Raw genomic sequence first — 15,554 nt, forward strand, 5'->3', positions numbered from 1 at the left:
GGAGGACGGACGATGACGGCCACCGCGACGGTTGTCGGCGGCAGCTGGCGTGAACTGCTCGGCCCCCGCCATCTCGCGGTGGCTACGGTGCTGGCCGGGGGCGTGGGACTGTACGCCACCAACGAATTCCTGACGATCAGCCTGCTGCCGAGCGCGGTCGCCGAGATCGGCGGCCACCGGCTCTACGCCTGGGTGACCACCGTGTACCTGATCGCGTCGGTCGCGGCCGCCACCACCGTGAGCGCGACGCTGGCCCGGCTCGGGGCGCGCCGGTCGTATCTGCTCGGGCTGACCGCCTTCGGTCTGGCCGGCGCGCTGTGCGCCCTGGCGCCGACGATGGAGGTTCTGCTGGCGGGCCGGACGCTCCAGGGCGCGGCGGGCGGACTGCTCGCCGGTCTGGGCTACTCGGTGATCAACTCCGCTCTCCCGCAGCCACTGTGGACGAAAGCGTCGGCGCTCGTCTCGGCCATGTGGGGAGTCGGCACGGTGCTGGGGCCCGCGGCGGGCGGCCTGTTCGCGCAATACGGTTCGTGGCGTTGGGCTTTCGGTGCCCTGCTGATCGCGACCGGAATCATCGCGGCGCTGGTTCCGTTCGCGCTGCCTGCCCAGCCGGATGGCCTCCGGCGAAGCCGGGATCGGATTCCGGTCCGGTCGCTGCTCCTGCTCGCCGTGGCGGCATCGGCGGTCAGCGTCGCGGCGATCGCGGGCCGGCCCGGCGCGACGACAGCGCTGCTCGTCCTCGCCGCGGGCGCGGTCGGGGCATTCCTCGTCGTCGACCGCCGGGCGGCATCGGCTGTCTTGCCGCCCAGTGCGTTTCGGCCCGGTCCACTGAAATGGATCTACCTGACCCTCGGCATCCTCATGGCCACCACCATGGTCGACGTGTACGTGCCCTACTTCGGGCAGCGGCTCGCGCACCTTCCGCCGGTGGCTGCGGGTTTCCTCGGTGTCGCCCTGGCCGTCGGGTGGACGACGAGCGAGATCGTCAGCGCCTCGGTGACGCGCCCACGGGTGATCGCGGGTGCGGTCAGCGCGGCGCCCCTGGTCATGGCGGTCGGCTTGCTGACCGCAGCGGTGAGCCAAGTCAGCGACGCCACGGCGGGCACCATCGCCCTCTGGACCACCGCGCTGCTGCTCACCGGCGTCGGCATCGGCATGGCATGGCCGCACCTGACCGCCTCGGCGATGAGCAGCGTCACCGACCCCGCCGAAGGAGCCCGCGCCGCCGCCGCGATCAACACCGTTCAGCTGGTCTGCGGCGCCTTCGGCGCCGGCCTGGCGGGCATCGTCGTCAACGCGACCGACACCGGCGGGGTCGCACCCGCACGGTGGCTGTTCGCGACGTTCGCGGTTGTCGCCGTCCTAGGACTCGGGGCGTCCGCGCGCAGCGTCCGCCCGGTCCCGTCGAGCTGATCGGTTGGGGGACCACGGTACTCGGCGATGACCGGGACCTGGCCGCTCAGGCCGCCGCGATCTCGGTGGCGCCGTTGAGCCGGGCGTAGCGTCCCGCATCGTCGAGCAGCGTCGTGTGGTCGCCGAGTTCGACGACCCGGCCGTGGTGCAGGACGGCGATCTGGTCGGCGTCGCGGATGGTGCTGAGCCGGTGCGCGATGGTGATGACCGTGCGGCCCCGCGCGACCACGTCGATGGCGGCCTGCACCGCTCGCTCGGTCTCGTTGTCGAGGGCGCTGGTGGCCTCGTCGAGCACCAGGACGCGGGGGTCGCGCAGGAGCGTGCGGGCCAGGGCGATGCGCTGTTTCTCGCCGCCGGAGAACCGGTGACCGCGCGATCCGACCACGGTGTCGTAGCCCTGGGGGAGCGAGACGATCAGGTCGTGGATCTGGGCGGCGCGGGCCGCGCGCTCGATCTCGGCGTCGGTGGCGGCGGGCTCGGCGTAGCGCAGGTTCTCGCGGACGCTGGCGTGCAGCAGGTAGGACTCCTGCGAGACGACACCGACGATGCGGGCGAGAGTGCCCAGTTCCAGGTCGCGGATGTCGATGCCGTCGATGGTCACCCGGCCGCCGGTGGCGTCGTGCAGGCGGGCGACGAGCGAGGCGAGGGTGGTCTTGCCGGAGCCGGTCTCGCCGACGAGGGCGAGCGTCGACCCGGGCGGCACCACCAGCGAGACGCCGTCGAGAACGTCGGGGCCCGCGGCGTCGTAGCGGAAGCTGACGTCGTCGAACCGGACCTCGCCCACGACATCGCGCGGGTCGATGTCGACCGGCCGGGTGGGTTCCTCGATCTCCACGGGAAGATCGAGGTAGCCGAAGATCCGGCTGAACAACGCCATCGAACTGGTGACCTCGACACCCACGTTGAGCAGGCTCATCAGCGGCCGGAAGAGCGCGGCCTGCAAGGTGGTGAAGGCGACCAGGGTGCCGATCGTCATGCCGCCGCTGGTCGCGGGGAACCCGGCGGCGAGGTAGAGCACGGCGGGAATCGCCGCGAAGACGATGTTCATCGTGGCCATCCGCCACCGGCCTGCCAGCTGGGAGCGCACCTCGAGATCGACCAGGTCGTGCGAGGTCTGCTCGAAATGCGCGGAGGCCACCGGACCGGTGCCGAGTGTCTTGCCCAGCAGCACGCCGCTCACCGAGAGCCCCTCCTCGACCTGACCGTGCAGGTCGGCGAGGTGGCGTTGGCGCCGGGCGGTGATGTCGCGGCGGAGCAGGGCCACCCGCCGGGTCAGCCAGATCGCCGGCGGCAGCACCACCAGCGACAGCAGCGACAGCCGCCACGACAGCACCGCCATCGCGATCGACGTGCCGACCACGGTGGTGACATTGCTCGCGATGGCGGTCGCGGTGCTGGTGACCACGGACTGCATCCCGCCGACATCGTTGATCAGCCGGGACTGGACCTCGCCGCCGCGGGTGCGGGTGAAGAACGCCAGCGACTGCCGCTGCAGGTGGCGGAACACGTCGGTGCGCAGGGCATGCATGACCTGCTGTCCGACGGTGGTGGAGATGAGCGTCTGGCCGACGCCGAGCACGGCGGTGAGCACGGTGACGGCGAGCATGCCGCCCACCGCCCAGAGCAGCAGCGCGATGTCCTGGTGCGGCAGCGCGTCGTCGATCACCGCACGCAGCAGGAACGGCGAGGCGAGGCTGATCGTCGACGCCGCCACGATCAGGCCGGTCAGCAGGGCGAGCCGGAGCCGGTACGGCGCGAAGAGCGCGGCGATCCGGCGCGGCGAAACGGGGGACTCGCGCAGTTGGGCGCGGTCGGTGGGGTCGGGGCGACGGGTGCGGCCGCCGCGGGACATGTCTTGGTCTTGCACAGGCAACCCCCTCGGGTTGTGCGGTTATGCTGAGGTTCCCTCACTATCTGGCAGTGTAAACACTTCGAGAGGCCGGTTTTATGCCCGACAACGAGAGCGAGCTCCTGATGCAGGTGGCCAGGACGCTGCGCCGGCGCTGGGCCGCGGCGTACGCGCCGATGGGCCTGACCCCGCATCAGGCCCGCGCACTGCGCGTGGCGGGCGAGCACGACGGTCTCCGGTTGTCGGCCGTCGCCGAGGCGTTGCGGATCAGCCCACGGTCGGCCACGGAGGTCGTCGACGTGCTCGAGCGGGCCGACTTGGTCACCCGCAGGCCGGACCCGACCGACCGCCGGGCGACGCTCGTGGCGGTGACCGCGCTGGGCGCCCGGACGCTCGACACCCTGTCCGCGGCCCGGACGAAGGAGGCCGACGACTTCTTCGCCCGGCTCACCGGGGACGAGCGCATCGCGCTGCGGGGCATCCTGGGCAAGCTCGTCCAGGAGGACACGGCCCCGGCGTCACGATCGAACGCGGTCGGCCCTCAGTAGTCGAGGGCGTGTTCGGGCTGGCAGACGTGCAGGGGTGACGGCAGGTACCGGACGATGGCGTCCAGCAGCGGGCCGACATCACTCCACAGGGCCGCGTCGCACAGGACGGGCGCGGCGTCGCCGATATGGGTGAGATCGCGGACGCGGTCGTACAGCTGCCCAGGAGCGACCACCCCCGCGCCGAGTTCGCTGTCCTGCTCCCGCACCGCGCGGACGAGACGGCGATACCACTGTTCGGCGATGTGCCAATGGCCGCCGTAGAATTCGGCGGCCATCGGTTCGAGCGCCCACATCGGGACCAGGTCGACGACGCCTTCGAACGCCGTGCCGATGCCGTGTGGGATCTGCACCGTCAAGGGCACCGCCCCGTGCGTCCCGGCGATGGTGCGGACGCAGCGGTCGAAGTCCGCGGCCGGGTGATCGAGTCCGGTCACCAGGCACAGCCGGGCGACCTGGTGGTCGTCGGCGACCCGCAGCACTGTCTCGAGCCGGGGCGCGCGCCGCGCCGCCGCGGTCATCACCGCGATCACCCCGTCGGCCATCCGGACGGCGCGTTCCAGCGTCGCGATGGGCGCGTGGCTCGACAGCGGGGTGAGGCGGATCGTGTGCTCGACGCGGTCGGTCGTCCACCGGACCGTGGCCACTGTGCCGGACCCGCATTCGGCGACACGGCCGGTCAGCCGGTGGACGACCCGTTTCGTCTCCTCGGGGTCCCCGATGATGGTGACGTTGCGGATCGTCTGCGGTTCAATGCCTTCGGTGCCCATCGCGTCGCGGTACTCCCATCCGGTCTCACCGTACCTCCGCGCGGACGCCGGTGAAGCGGATTTCCGCCCCAAAGTAGAACGTGTTCCTATACCGTCGGGCTCGTGCAGAAAGAACAACGCCCTGCCGTGGCCGACTGGTTCACCGCGGACGACGGCACCGTGCGTCTGCGGGGGAGTCGCTGTACCGCCTGCGGCACACCGTATTTCCCGCGCAACGCGCTGGCCTGCCGGAACCCGCAGTGCACGGGTCCCCGCAACGGCTCCGAGCTGGAGGATTACCTGTTCTCCACCCGGGGCCGGATCTGGTCGTACGCGGACGCCCGCTACAAACCGCCACCGCCCTATGTCTCGCCCGATCCGTTCGAGCCCTATGTCGTCGCGGCCGTGGAGCTCGAGGTCGAGCAGATGGTGATTCTCGGACAGGTGGTCCGTGGCCTGACGGTGGACGACCTGGCGGTCGGCATGCCGGTCGAGCTGACCCTCGGCGTGCTGTACGAGGACGAGGAAGCGGAGCACACGGTGTGGATGTGGAGGCCGGTCGATGACCGAGACCAGTGATCGCGATATCGCCGTCCTCGGTGCGGGCATGCACCAGTGGGGCAAGTGGGGCCGCAATTTCGTCGAATACGGGCTGGTGGCGGCCCGCGCCGCGCTGGCCGACGCCGGCGTGGACCACCGCGACGTCGGCTACATCGCCGGCGCCGACACGATCCGCAACGGCTACCCCGGCTTCGTCTCCGGCGCGACCTTCGCCCAGGCGCTCGGCTGGACCGGAGCCCGGATCTCGAGCAGCTACGCCGCCTGCGCCTCCGGTGCCCAGGCCATCGCCAACGCGCGGGCCCAGATCCTGGCCGGGCTGTGCGAGGTCGCGCTGGTGGTCGGCGCCGACACCACTCCGAAGGGGTTCTTCCAGCCGGTCGGCGGCGAGCGCCGCGACGATCCGGACTGGTTGCGTTTCCACCTGCTCGGCGCGACGAACCCCATCTATTTCGCGCTGTACGCCCGGCGGCGGATGGCGTTGCACGGCGCCACGCTCGACGACTTCGCGGCGGTCAAGGTCAAGAACGCCCGGCACGGCCTGAACAACCCGTACGCCCGCTATCGCAAGGAGGTGTCGGCCGAGGAGGTCGCCGCCTCGGCGATCGTCTCGGACCCGCTGCGGCTGCTCGACATCTGCGCCACCAGTGACGGTGGTGCCGCGCTGGTGCTGACCTCGATGGACTACGCGCGACGCCACGGCGTCACCGATCCGGTCCGGATCAGCGCGCTGTCGACGGTCACGCCGACGTTCCCGAAAACGGTGCTCGATCTGCCCGATTTCGCGACGGACTCCGCCGTGGCCGTCGAGGCTCCGCCGCGCGAGTTCCGTTCCGCCGTGGCCTACGCGGCCTACGAGGAGGCCGGGCTCGGGCCCGACGACCTGTCTCTCGCCGAGGTCTACGACCTGTCCACCGCGCTGGAGCTGGATTGGTACGAGGACATCGGGCTCTGCGAGAAGGGCGGAGCGGAGCACCTGTTGCGCAGTGGCGCGACGACGCTGGGTGGCCGGGTGCCGGTGAACCCCAGTGGTGGGCTGGCCTGCTTCGGTGAGGCCATTCCCGCGCAGGCGATCGCTCAGGTCTGTGAGCTGACCTGGCAGTTGCGTGGCCAGGCCGAGGGCCGCCAGGTCGAGGACGCGCGCGCGGGCATCGCGGTGAATCAGGGCCTGTTCGGCCACGGATCGGCGATCATCGCCACCCGCTGAACCGGCACGGCTCCGGCACCGATCGAGTCATCGGTGCCGGAGCGCGGGTCAGCCGAGGTAGGTGTTGATCGTCTTCTGCTCGGTGTAGGCGTCGATCGCCGCGGCGCCCAGCTCGCGGCCCCAGCCGGACTGCTTGTAGCCGCCGAAGGGCAGCGCGGCGTCGAAGGCGTTGTGCGCGTTGATCCATACCGTGCCCGCCTTGATCTGGCGGGCGGTGCGATGCGCCTTGGACACATCGCTGGTCCACACCGAGGCGGCCAGTCCGTACGGGGTGTCGTTGGCCGCCGCGGCCACGCCCTCCTCGGCGTTGAACGGGGTCGCCACCACGACCGGGCCGAAGATCTCCTCGCGGTACACGCTGAACGAGGCGTCGACATCGACGAACACCGTCGGTTCGACGAAGTAGCCGCTCTCGCCGTGACGGCGCCCGCCGGTCAGCGCCCGGGCCCCGGCGCGTACGCCGGCGTCGAGATAGCCGAGGACCCGGTCGAGCTGGGTCTGCGAGACCAGCGGGCCGACGTCGGTGGCCGGGTCCAGGCCCGAGCCGATCCGGCTCGCCGCGGCGGCCTCGGCGACGCCCTGGGTGAATTCGTCGAAGATCTTGTCCTCCACCAGGAGCCGGGTGCCGCTGGTGCAGGTCTGGCCCTGGTTGAACAGGAACCCCGACGCGGTGCCGGGGATCGCCAGGTCCAGGTCGGCGTCGGCGAAGACGACCTGCGGGCTCTTGCCACCGAGCTCGAGGCTGACCTTCTTCAGATTGCCCTTGGCGGCGTCGACGATGAGCTTGCCCACCTCGGTCGAGCCGGTGAAGGCGATCTTGTCGACGTCGTCGTGGGCGGCCAGCGCGGCACCGGCGTCGCCGTAGCCGGTGACGACATTGAGCACGCCGTCGGGCAGCCCGACCTCGGCGAGGATCTCGGCCAGGCGCAGCGCGGTGAGCGGGGTGTCCTCGGCGGGCTTGAGGACGACGGTGTTGCCGGTCGCCAGGGCGACGGGAATCTTGAACGCGGCCATCAGCAGCGGGAAGTTCCACGGGACGATCGCCCCGCATACGCCGATCGGCTCGCGCAGGGTGTAGGCGTGCCACTGGGTACCGGGCGCCCAGGGTACCGAGATCGGGATGGTGCGGCCTTCGATCTTGGTGGCCCAGCCCGCGTAGTACTGGAAAAGCTCGGCGACCCAGGTGATGTCGACCGCCTGGGCGACCCCGGCGGACTTGCCGTTGTCCAGCGATTCCAGCTGGGCCAGCTCCTCGGCGTGGGCATAGATCGCCTCACCGGCGCGGAACAGCAGCCGCTGGCGCTGGGCCGGTGTCCACAGCGACCAGTCGCCCTCGAACGCGGCCCGCGCCGCGCGCACGGCGCGGTCGACATCGACGGCCTCGGCATGGGCGACCTCGGTCAGCACCTGTCCGGTGGCCGGGTCCCTGGTCTGGAAGGTGCGGCCCGAGGCCGCGTCGACCCACTGGCCCCCGATGAACAGTTGCTTCGGGCGCGACAGCCAGTCGCGGACCTGCGGCAGCACCGGGGTGAGGGTGGTGGGTTCGAGTACTTCGGTCATGTCTTGCCTCCCTGTCAGGAGTGGTCGTGCACGAGCACGCCACGGATGTTCTGGCCGTTGAGCAGGTCGTCGTAGCCCTGGTTGATCTGGTCGAGGGTGTAGGTGCGGGTGATGAGCTCGTCGAGTTTCAGGTCGCCGCTCTGGTAGAGACCGAGGATCTTGGGGATGTCGACGGTCGGGTTGCAGTCGCCGAAGAGGCTGCCGCGCAGTTCCTTCCGGAACAGCGTCATGATCGAACCGGGGAGCTGGATATTGATCTCGTCGAGCTTGTTGAGCCCGGTCAGCACGACCTTGCCGCCCTTGCCGACGGCGTCGAAGCCCGCGCGCACGATCTCGGCGGTCAGCAGGTCGGGGATCAGGATCGCGGCGTCGGCGCCTTGGCCGCGGGTCAGGTCGTTGATCGTGGCGAGCGCGTCACCGGCGTCGGCGAAGGCGTGCGTGGCGCCGAGTTCGAGGGCACGTTCGCGCTTGTTGTGCAGCGGATCGACCGCCACGACGTAGCGCGCGCCGGCGAAGCGGGCGCCCTGCACCGCGTTGATCCCGAGCCCGCCGATGCCGAAGACGACCACCACATCACCGGGCTTCACCTCGGCGGTGTTGACCGCCGAGCCCCACCCGCTGGGCACGCCGCAGCCGACCAGCACCGCCTTGTCCAGCGGCAGGCTCTCGTCGACCGTGACGCAGGAGTTCTGGTGGATCACCCCGTACTGGCTGAACGTGCCGAGCATGCACATCGCGCCGTACTCACCGGCCGGTCCCCGCAGCGGGAAGCGGCCACCGGGCAGATAGCCCTCCAGGATCGTGGCGCCCATATCGCAGATGGACTGCTGACCGTTCGAGCAGTAGCGACAGGTGCCGCAGTTCGGAATGAACGAGCACACCACGTGATCGCCGGGCTTGACCCGGGTCACGCCCGGCCCGACCTCTTCGATGATGCCCGCGCCCTCGTGCCCGAGCACCATCGGCAGCCGCGCCTCGAGGTCACCGTGCGCGATATGGACATCGGAATGGCACAGCCCGCCATAGAGATACCGGATGAGTACCTCTCCCTCGCGTGGCTTGTCGAGTTCGAGCTCTTCGATCTCGATCGGCTTGCCGGGTTGGTAGACGACCGCGGCCTTGGTTTTCATGGCGGGTTCTCCTGATCCTCGTCGATGCGCCCCGTCCGGAGTGACGGGAACCACATTCGCAACGGGGGGAGCTCGCGACTGTTCAGAAATTGGACAATCGTGACCCCGGTCACGATTGCTACGGTGGACGCATGCACCCCGAGGTGAAGCGGGAACCGATCGCGGCGTCCTGGCATCGAGCGACGATGGCGGGTCTGGAGCCGGGCTCGGTGCTGGACACGATCAGCTATGTCGACATCGACGACGCCAGTCCGCTGATGGCCGCGGCCGCGGTCGTGCTCGACGACCTCGAGCATCGGCTCGACGGCACCGACTTCACCACGATCGTCGTCGACCGGGAGGGCCGCATCGCGCACCAGTGGTGCGGTAACCGCGGCGCCCGCCAGGTCTTCGACGATCTCGGTGTCGATGTCGGCGCGTCCCTGCTGGAAGAGGTGGTCGGCACCACCGCACCGGGCGTCGCCCTGGAAACCCGCACCAGCATCGCCGTCAACGGCGACGAGCACTTCGCCGTTCCGCTGCGCCACATGAGCTGCTACGGGCACCCCATCTTCCACCCCACCACGCGCCGGATCGAGGGCGTGCTCGACCTGTCCACGGTCGCCCCGGAAGCCAGCCCGCTGCTGCTGCCCCTGGTCGCCCGCGCGGTCGCCGACATCGAGCAGCGGCTGCTCGACGGTTCCCGCGTCTCGGACAAGGAGCTGCTCGCCGCGTTCCAGGCCGCGGGCACGCGCCGCCGCGCGGTGCTGGCCATCGGGCGTGACCTGCTCATGTCCAACCAGGCCGCCGCCGATCTGCTCGGCGCGACCGACGTCGCGCTGTTGCGCATGATGGCCCCGGATGTGCGCCGCGGTTCCGTCTTCGACCTGACACTCGAGTCCGGGCTGGCGGTGCGGGTCGAAGCGACCCGCGTCGGCGGGCCGTCCGGGGGCACCCTGCTCAATGTCGAACCGCGGGAACGGGCGAGCGTCGCCTACTCCCGCCGCGCGCTCGACCCCGGCGATCCGCTGCTGGTCGCGGGCCCGCCGGGGTCCGGGCGCTCGCGCGCCGCGCGCGAACACGCCACCGAACAACCGGTCACCGTCCTGACCGCCGCCAACGCCCTGCTCGACGGCAGCGACGTCTTCGCCCGCGACTTCGCCGCGCTGGTCCGCACCCGGCAGGGCACCGTCTGCATCGACGGCCTCGACCTGCTGCCCGACGATCTGATCGACCTCGTCGCCACCCACGTCGCCGACCGGCGGGTACCGCGCGTCGTGCTGGTCACCGGAGCGGTGGACACCCTCACCGGCCGCGCCGCCGCGCTGGCCGCGGAATGCACCGACCGCGTCGAACTCGGCCCGCTGCGCAACCGTCGCGGCGAGATCCCGGCGCTGGTCGCGGCGATGCTGCGCGAAGCGGGTGCGGACAGCTCGCTGTACTTCACGCCGGGCGCGCTGTCGGCGCTGTCGGCCCACGACTGGCCCGGCAATCTGCGCGAACTGCGCGCGGTCGTCACCGAGGTCGTCCGGCATCGGCGCACCGGCGCGGTCGTCCTCGCCGACCTCCCCGAGGCCTATCGCACCCAGCAGCCGCTGCGGCCGCTGATGCCCATTGACCGCGCCGAGCGCGACGTCATCGTCGAGGCGCTGCGCAAGTTCGACGGCAACAAGGTCAAAACGGCTCAGGCCCTGGGTATTTCGCGCACCACGCTCTACGCGAAGATGCGCGCCCTGCGGATCACCGTCTACTGACCACTACGTCACCACGAAGTCGGCCATCATCGCCATGTCCTCGTGTTCGAGGTTGTGGCAGTGCAGCATGAACGGGCCGGGGTAGTCGGTGAAGCGGACCGCCACCTCGACGGCTTCGGCGGGGCGGACGTCGACGGTGTCCTTCCAGCCCGCGTCGAAGGGTCCGGGCGGGCGATTGTTCCGGGAGATGACCTGGAACGGATCCAGGTGCACATGGACCGGGTGGTGGAAATCGGTGATGAAGCGCCAGATCTCCACGGTGCCCAGACGTGGGTTCGCCAGCGCACGACCGGGTTCGTAGGGAGCGCCGTTGATCGACCAGCCGGCCGGGCCCAGCTGGAACAGGAAGGTGCGTTCGGCGACGGCGGTGGCGGGATCCAGGCGCTCCATGGGCGCGAGCCGATCGGGGACGGTGGTGTCGTCGCGTCGCGGCGGACCCGTGACGTCGAAACGCAGGACCTCGGCGGTCGGTCCGGTGTCGAGGGCGTTGCGCAGCCGGACCGAGGTGCCGGGCGGGTAGGCGGCGAAATCGATGATCACGTCGAATCGTTCGGCCGGGGAGATGTCGATGTGGTCGTGCCGGAGCGGTCGGTCCAGCAGGCCGCCGTCGCTGCCGATCTGCACGAAACCGCCTCCCGGACGAGAAGAGTCGAGGGTCAGCCGGTAGCGGCGGGCGTTGGAGGCATTGAGCAACCGGAATCGGTAGCGCACCGGCGACACCTCCAGCCGCGGCCACGGCGCGCCGTTGACCAGCACCACGTCGCCGAGAATCCCGTTCATGTATCGATCGGTGACTCCGGGCGTGCGCAGCTCCGGATCGACCAGCGGATAGGCGAACGAGCCGTCCGCGGCGAAGGAGCGGTCGCTGATGAGCAGGGGGATGTCCCGGTCGCCGCGGGGGAGTGGCAGCGCGTCCTCGACCTCGTCGCCGATCAGGTGGAACCCGGCCAGCCCGCGCCAGACCGCCGGACCGGTGAAGCTGTGCCGATGGTCGTGGTACCAGAGCGACGCGGCACGTTGACGATTCGGATACCGGTAGGTGCGTTCGCCGTGGGCGAGCGCGCCGGTCGAAGTGGCGACTCCATGACCGTGGTTCGGCGGGGGCGCGGTGCTCGTGCCGACCGGCAGAACCAGATCCATCGGGTAGCCGTCGCTGTCGGCAGGGGTGTGCCCGCCGTGCAGGTGCACCACCGTCGGATGGGGAAGCTCGTTGCGATGACGCACCGAGGTCGCCCGACCGGACCTCGCCCGGATGGTCGGCCCGGGAAAGCTGCCGTGGTAGGTCCACGCCTCGGTGCGCAGCCCCGGCAGGATGTCGAGATGCGTGGTGCGCTGGGTGATCTCGTAGTAGTCGGTGGAGAGATCGGACCGGACGGGCGTCAGCTCCGGTGGAATCGGCAGCCGCGCCTGGAACGGTCGCGGCAGCGGCGCGGCGCTGGGCAGCAGCCGACCCGGCTCACCGGGTCGCACGAGTTTCGGTACCGCCGCCCAGCCCGCGCCGCCGAGCGCGACGGCCGCTCCCACACCGGCTCCGGCCCGCAGGAATCCACGTCTGCCGATGCTCATCGCCGCCACCGCCACGCCCAGTTCGTCAGCAGCGCCGTGCCGATGGCCAACCCGACCGCGAGCGGAATATGCACCGCCAGTACACGTTCCTCGCCGAGGGGGATCAGTGCCGCCGCGATGGACAACTGGAGCACCGCGGTCCGGGCGGGCCACGCGGGCCCGCCGCCCTTGCGCCACAGCAGAATCGCGCAGCCGAGCTGGCCGAGAAACACCAGAGCCACGATGCCGCCGTTGCGGCTGTGCATCGCCAGGGCTTCGAAGTGCCCGGCGAGGAAACCGCCCGCGAGGGCGGCCTGCGCGAGCACCAGGACCGCCGCTGTCGTCACCGTCGCCCGGAACAGCGGCAGCGGCCACCGGGCGACGACCGCCGCGGTCATCGGCGGGCCTGGCGCACGCCGCGCCGCCACACCTCGGCGATCGCGGATGTCGCGGTGATATCGGTCGTCGGATCACCCTCCACGAGAAGGAGATCCGCGCGCAGGCCGGGTGCGATGCGTCCCCGATCGGACAGCCCGAAGCGATCGGCGGTCCTGCTGGTCGCGGCCGTGAGCACTTCCAGCGGGTGCAACCCCGCCGCGGTCAGCAGCTCCAGCTCCCGATGCAGGCCACTGCCGTGGGCGGGCACGTACGGGGTCGCGTCGGTGCCCGCCAGCAGGGGCGCCCCGGCCCGATGCAGTGCCCGGGTCACGCGCATCGCGTCGTCGAACGAGCCGGGCGCCGCGCAGTCGGCGGTGTGCTCGCGCTGCCCGGTGATGGCCTCGAAGTACACCAGGGTGCTCACCACGAACACGTCCTGCGCGGCGATCCGGTCGGCCAGATCATCGGTGCCGCTGGTGACATCGGTCCACACGTGGGCGAGCCCGTCGACACCGGCCGCCAGCGCGATCAGCACGTCGGACTCGGTGATCGCGTGCGCGATGACCTGCAATCCGGCGTCATGGGCGTGGGCGGTCAGCGCTCGCGCGGTCCGCTCCGACAGCACCGGCAGGCTCGTGCCGTGCACGCTGCCGTCGTCGATGACGATCTTGAGGTAGTCGGCGCCCTCCGCCAGCCTGGCCCGCACGAAATCGGCCGCCTGCTCGGGGCCGGAGATGGTGTCGAACGGTGCGAGGCCGAGCGCGGCGATCTCCGGTGCGGCCAGCAGCTGACTCGGATGGCCGCCCGGCGCCGTGGCCAGGGTGCCCGCGCTGCGGAGATCGGCGACGTCGTCACGCCGCGCGGCCGCCCGCTGCGCGGTCAGCACGTCGGGGAGACAGAACATGTCGAGCTCGGTGGTGACACCGAACGCGAGCGCTTGGGCCAGGTCGCCGTCGAAGACGTGGGTGTGGGCATCGATGAGACCCGGCAACAGGGTGCGGCCGGACCCGTCGATCTCCACCTCGGCGGACGCGTCGTCGGTGGCGACGATCCTGTCGTCGTCGAGCAGCACCGTCGTTCGATCGATGCGCCGCTCGCCGTCGAAGACACGGACATTGCTGATGCGGGTTCGCATGGGAGCTCCTGGTCGGGGATGGTGGAAGAGATTTCGCCGACGAGGAGTGCGCGCTGCGGGCAGAACGTGACACCGAGGGGCGATCCTGTGGGGTGGATCACAGATTCCGGCGCGCTTGTCACACTCGGCAGTGCCGCACGCCTCTTCGTAGAAAGACCATCCCGCCGGACCGGAGGACCGCCATGACCGATGCCGTCGACACCGCCACCGAGACCTTCCTCGGCTACCGCGAACTGCTGTTCTCGGTGGTCTACAACATGCTCGGCAGCGTCGCCGACACCGAGGACGTCCTGCAGGAGGCGTGGCTGGCGTGGCAGGCCCGCGTTCGCGGTGGCGAGCCGATCGACAATGTCCGCGCCTATCTCACCCGGATCGTGGTGAACCAGGCGCTGGCCCGGCGGTCCGTGCTGGCCCGGCGCCGCGAAGACTATGTGGGGCAATGGCTTCCGGAGCCACTGCTCGACGCCGACACCGCCGTGGGCGACGGCGCGGCGAGCGTGGTGCGCGCCGAGTCGTCGTCGATGGCGATGCTGGTGGTCCTGGAGTCGCTGACGCCGCTCGAGCGGGCGGTGTTCGTGCTCAACGAGGTCTTCGCCTATCCGCACACCGAGATCGCCGACATGGTCGACCGCTCACCCGCCGCCGTCCGCCAGCTCGCCCATCGCGCCCGGGCCCACGTCCAGGCGCGCAGGCCGCGCACCCGGGTGGACCCGCGGGTCACCCGGGAGGTGACCGAGCGTTTCGTCGACGCCGCGATGGGCGGCGACCTCGAGAAACTCCTGGCGGTCCTGGCCCCGGAGGTCACCCTCTGGACCGACGGCGGCGGCACCGGACCCGCCACCTCGTTGCAGCCGGTCTACGGGCGAGCCGCGGTCGCCGAGGTATTCCTCGCCGTCGCCGCCGGTGGCCTCGACGGCTACCGGGTGGGCTGGCGCACGGTCAGCGGTGATCCGTGCGCGGTGATCTTCGACGGCGCCGCGCCGCTGGCGGTCGTCGTCCTCGATGTCGCCCCCGACGACACCGTCCTCGGGATCTACTCGGTCACCAACCCCGCCAAGCTGACCCGGGTGCACGATCCGGATCCGACGCACTGATCCCCGGGCCGAGCCCGCTCGTGCGGTAGTCGGGAGTCGTTGATAACGCCGGTGCGGTGGATGGCGATCTTGAACCGCTGTTCGTCTCGCACCGAAGGAGATTCGTGACTCAGCCTCCGATACCACCGCAGTATCCGTCCGCGCCCAACCCGGCCTATCCACCGCAGCCGCCGCGCCGTACCAACACGACCCTGTGGGTGGTGCTCGCGGTGCTGGGTGTCCTGCTCCTGGTCTGTGGTGGGTGTGCCACCTCGGTGTTGCTCGCCGCGGGCGACGTCTCCGACGTCGGCCGGTCGACGGTGAGCACTCCGCCCGCCGGGGGACCGGCCGAGCCGCCACCGGCGTCGGGCGCACCCCGCTCCAGCGCGCCTCGCACGGCGCCCTCGACACCGAACGCGTTGAGCAACAGCAAGATCCCGGAGAAGCAGGACGAGTTCATCGCGACCCTGGATCGCGAAGGGATCTACTACTCGTCCCGCCAGGCCGCGCTCGACATGGGGGTGGCGATCTGCGAGGAACGGGCCGCGGGCGCGACCGATGTCGAAATGGCGACCGCGCTCACCGAGAAGGGGTATTCCAGCCGGGACGCCGCCTATCTCGTCGTCGCGGCGCAGATGCAGTTCTGTCCCGAATACGCCTGACGCGGCCGTGCCGGTCC

Annotated in this window: 14 protein-coding genes; 7 read left to right on the forward strand and 7 right to left on the reverse strand. The window is 70.7% G+C overall.

Annotated elements, in window-relative coordinates; all coding sequences use genetic code 11:
- The first annotated feature begins 12 nt into the window (after positions 1-12).
- Positions 13-1,413 carry an MFS transporter gene (locus AB0L91_RS26300; RefSeq protein ID WP_365014452.1) on the forward strand — a complete coding sequence of 467 codons (1,401 nt, stop codon included), beginning with the start codon at positions 13-15 and terminating at the stop codon, positions 1,411-1,413.
- 46 nt (positions 1,414-1,459) lie between these two features.
- Here the strand turns inward: AB0L91_RS26300 and AB0L91_RS26305 are convergent, their stop codons facing one another.
- Positions 1,460-3,265 (reverse strand): ABC transporter ATP-binding protein, encoded by a 1,806-nt coding sequence (locus AB0L91_RS26305; protein ID WP_365015287.1) that lies wholly within the window; start codon positions 3,263-3,265, stop codon positions 1,460-1,462.
- A gap of 95 nt (positions 3,266-3,360) precedes the next feature.
- On the opposite strand from AB0L91_RS26305, the gene AB0L91_RS26310 reads away from it, so the two are divergent.
- On the forward strand, positions 3,361-3,810 hold the full coding sequence (locus AB0L91_RS26310; RefSeq protein ID WP_365014455.1) for a MarR family transcriptional regulator: 450 nt from the start codon (positions 3,361-3,363) through the stop codon (positions 3,808-3,810).
- Here the strand turns inward: AB0L91_RS26310 and AB0L91_RS26315 are convergent.
- On the reverse strand, positions 3,804-4,577 hold the full coding sequence (locus AB0L91_RS26315) for a GTP-binding protein (RefSeq protein ID WP_365014458.1): 774 nt from the start codon (positions 4,575-4,577) through the stop codon (positions 3,804-3,806). The two genes, AB0L91_RS26310 and AB0L91_RS26315, sit on opposite strands and share 7 nt — an antisense overlap.
- Before the next feature lie 102 nt (positions 4,578-4,679).
- Between AB0L91_RS26315 and AB0L91_RS26320 the strand changes: the two genes are divergently transcribed.
- Together AB0L91_RS26320 and AB0L91_RS26325 are read left to right on the forward strand one after the other, a co-directional pair.
- Positions 4,680-5,135, forward strand: a complete 456-nt coding sequence (locus AB0L91_RS26320) for an OB-fold domain-containing protein (protein ID WP_355279626.1) — start codon at positions 4,680-4,682, stop codon at positions 5,133-5,135.
- A complete protein-coding gene (locus tag AB0L91_RS26325) occupies positions 5,119-6,321 on the forward strand; it encodes a lipid-transfer protein (RefSeq protein ID WP_365014461.1) in 1,203 nt (400 codons plus the stop codon). The genes AB0L91_RS26320 and AB0L91_RS26325 overlap by 17 nt, the downstream gene beginning before the upstream one ends.
- A 48-nt stretch (positions 6,322-6,369) precedes the next feature.
- Here the strand turns inward: AB0L91_RS26325 and AB0L91_RS26330 are convergent, their stop codons facing one another.
- Positions 6,370-7,881 (reverse strand): aldehyde dehydrogenase family protein, encoded by a 1,512-nt coding sequence (locus AB0L91_RS26330; protein WP_365014464.1) that lies wholly within the window; start codon positions 7,879-7,881, stop codon positions 6,370-6,372.
- Between the two features lie 14 nt (positions 7,882-7,895).
- Positions 7,896-9,011 carry an NDMA-dependent alcohol dehydrogenase gene (locus AB0L91_RS26335; RefSeq protein WP_365014467.1) on the reverse strand — a complete coding sequence of 372 codons (1,116 nt, stop codon included), beginning with the start codon at positions 9,009-9,011 and terminating at the stop codon, positions 7,896-7,898.
- A 131-nt stretch (positions 9,012-9,142) separates the two neighbouring features.
- Between AB0L91_RS26335 and AB0L91_RS26340 the strand changes: the two genes are divergently transcribed.
- Entirely contained in the window at positions 9,143-10,744 is a 1,602-nt protein-coding gene (locus AB0L91_RS26340; protein WP_365014469.1) for a helix-turn-helix domain-containing protein, read from the forward strand.
- Positions 10,745-10,747: 3 nt separating this feature from the next.
- On the opposite strand, the gene AB0L91_RS26345 is transcribed toward AB0L91_RS26340, so the two are convergent.
- The 3 genes from AB0L91_RS26345 to AB0L91_RS26355 are packed head-to-tail and all read right to left on the reverse strand — an operon-like array spanning position 10,748 to position 13,802.
- Positions 10,748-12,310 (reverse strand): multicopper oxidase domain-containing protein, encoded by a 1,563-nt coding sequence (locus AB0L91_RS26345; protein WP_365014471.1) that lies wholly within the window; start codon positions 12,308-12,310, stop codon positions 10,748-10,750.
- Positions 12,307-12,687, reverse strand: a complete 381-nt coding sequence (locus AB0L91_RS26350) for a hypothetical protein (RefSeq protein WP_365014474.1) — start codon at positions 12,685-12,687, stop codon at positions 12,307-12,309. Before AB0L91_RS26350 ends, AB0L91_RS26345 begins: the two co-directional genes overlap by 4 nt.
- A complete protein-coding gene (locus tag AB0L91_RS26355) occupies positions 12,684-13,802 on the reverse strand; it encodes an amidohydrolase family protein (protein ID WP_365014476.1) in 1,119 nt (372 codons plus the stop codon). The genes AB0L91_RS26350 and AB0L91_RS26355 overlap by 4 nt, the downstream gene beginning before the upstream one ends.
- Before the next feature lie 182 nt (positions 13,803-13,984).
- Between AB0L91_RS26355 and AB0L91_RS26360 the strand changes: the two genes are divergently transcribed.
- Together AB0L91_RS26360 and AB0L91_RS26365 are read left to right on the forward strand one after the other, a co-directional pair.
- A complete protein-coding gene (locus tag AB0L91_RS26360; protein WP_365014479.1) occupies positions 13,985-14,896 on the forward strand; it encodes a sigma-70 family RNA polymerase sigma factor in 912 nt (303 codons plus the stop codon).
- Between the two features lie 104 nt (positions 14,897-15,000).
- Positions 15,001-15,537 (forward strand): DUF732 domain-containing protein, encoded by a 537-nt coding sequence (locus AB0L91_RS26365; RefSeq protein WP_365014482.1) that lies wholly within the window; start codon positions 15,001-15,003, stop codon positions 15,535-15,537.
- The last annotated feature ends 17 nt before the right edge of the window (positions 15,538-15,554 follow it).

The organism is Nocardia sp. NPDC051833, from assembly GCF_040681225.1.
GTDB lineage: Bacteria > Actinomycetota > Actinomycetes > Mycobacteriales > Mycobacteriaceae > Nocardia.

Coding starts and splice junctions, on each gene's coding strand:
- AB0L91_RS26350 (WP_365014474.1), bottom strand. CDS start 12,687: ATGACCGCGGCGGTCGTCGCCCGGTGGCCGCTGCCGCTGTTCCGGGCG.
- AB0L91_RS26355 (WP_365014476.1), bottom strand. CDS start 13,802: ATGCGAACCCGCATCAGCAATGTCCGTGTCTTCGACGGCGAGCGGCGC.
- AB0L91_RS26330 (WP_365014464.1), bottom strand. CDS start 7,881: ATGACCGAAGTACTCGAACCCACCACCCTCACCCCGGTGCTGCCGCAG.
- AB0L91_RS26360 (WP_365014479.1), top strand. CDS start 13,985: ATGACCGATGCCGTCGACACCGCCACCGAGACCTTCCTCGGCTACCGC.
- AB0L91_RS26300 (WP_365014452.1), top strand. CDS start 13: ATGACGGCCACCGCGACGGTTGTCGGCGGCAGCTGGCGTGAACTGCTC.
- AB0L91_RS26305 (WP_365015287.1), bottom strand. CDS start 3,265: ATGTCCCGCGGCGGCCGCACCCGTCGCCCCGACCCCACCGACCGCGCC.
- AB0L91_RS26310 (WP_365014455.1), top strand. CDS start 3,361: ATGCCCGACAACGAGAGCGAGCTCCTGATGCAGGTGGCCAGGACGCTG.
- AB0L91_RS26340 (WP_365014469.1), top strand. CDS start 9,143: ATGCACCCCGAGGTGAAGCGGGAACCGATCGCGGCGTCCTGGCATCGA.
- AB0L91_RS26345 (WP_365014471.1), bottom strand. CDS start 12,310: ATGAGCATCGGCAGACGTGGATTCCTGCGGGCCGGAGCCGGTGTGGGA.
- AB0L91_RS26325 (WP_365014461.1), top strand. CDS start 5,119: ATGACCGAGACCAGTGATCGCGATATCGCCGTCCTCGGTGCGGGCATG.
- AB0L91_RS26335 (WP_365014467.1), bottom strand. CDS start 9,011: ATGAAAACCAAGGCCGCGGTCGTCTACCAACCCGGCAAGCCGATCGAG.
- AB0L91_RS26315 (WP_365014458.1), bottom strand. CDS start 4,577: ATGGGCACCGAAGGCATTGAACCGCAGACGATCCGCAACGTCACCATC.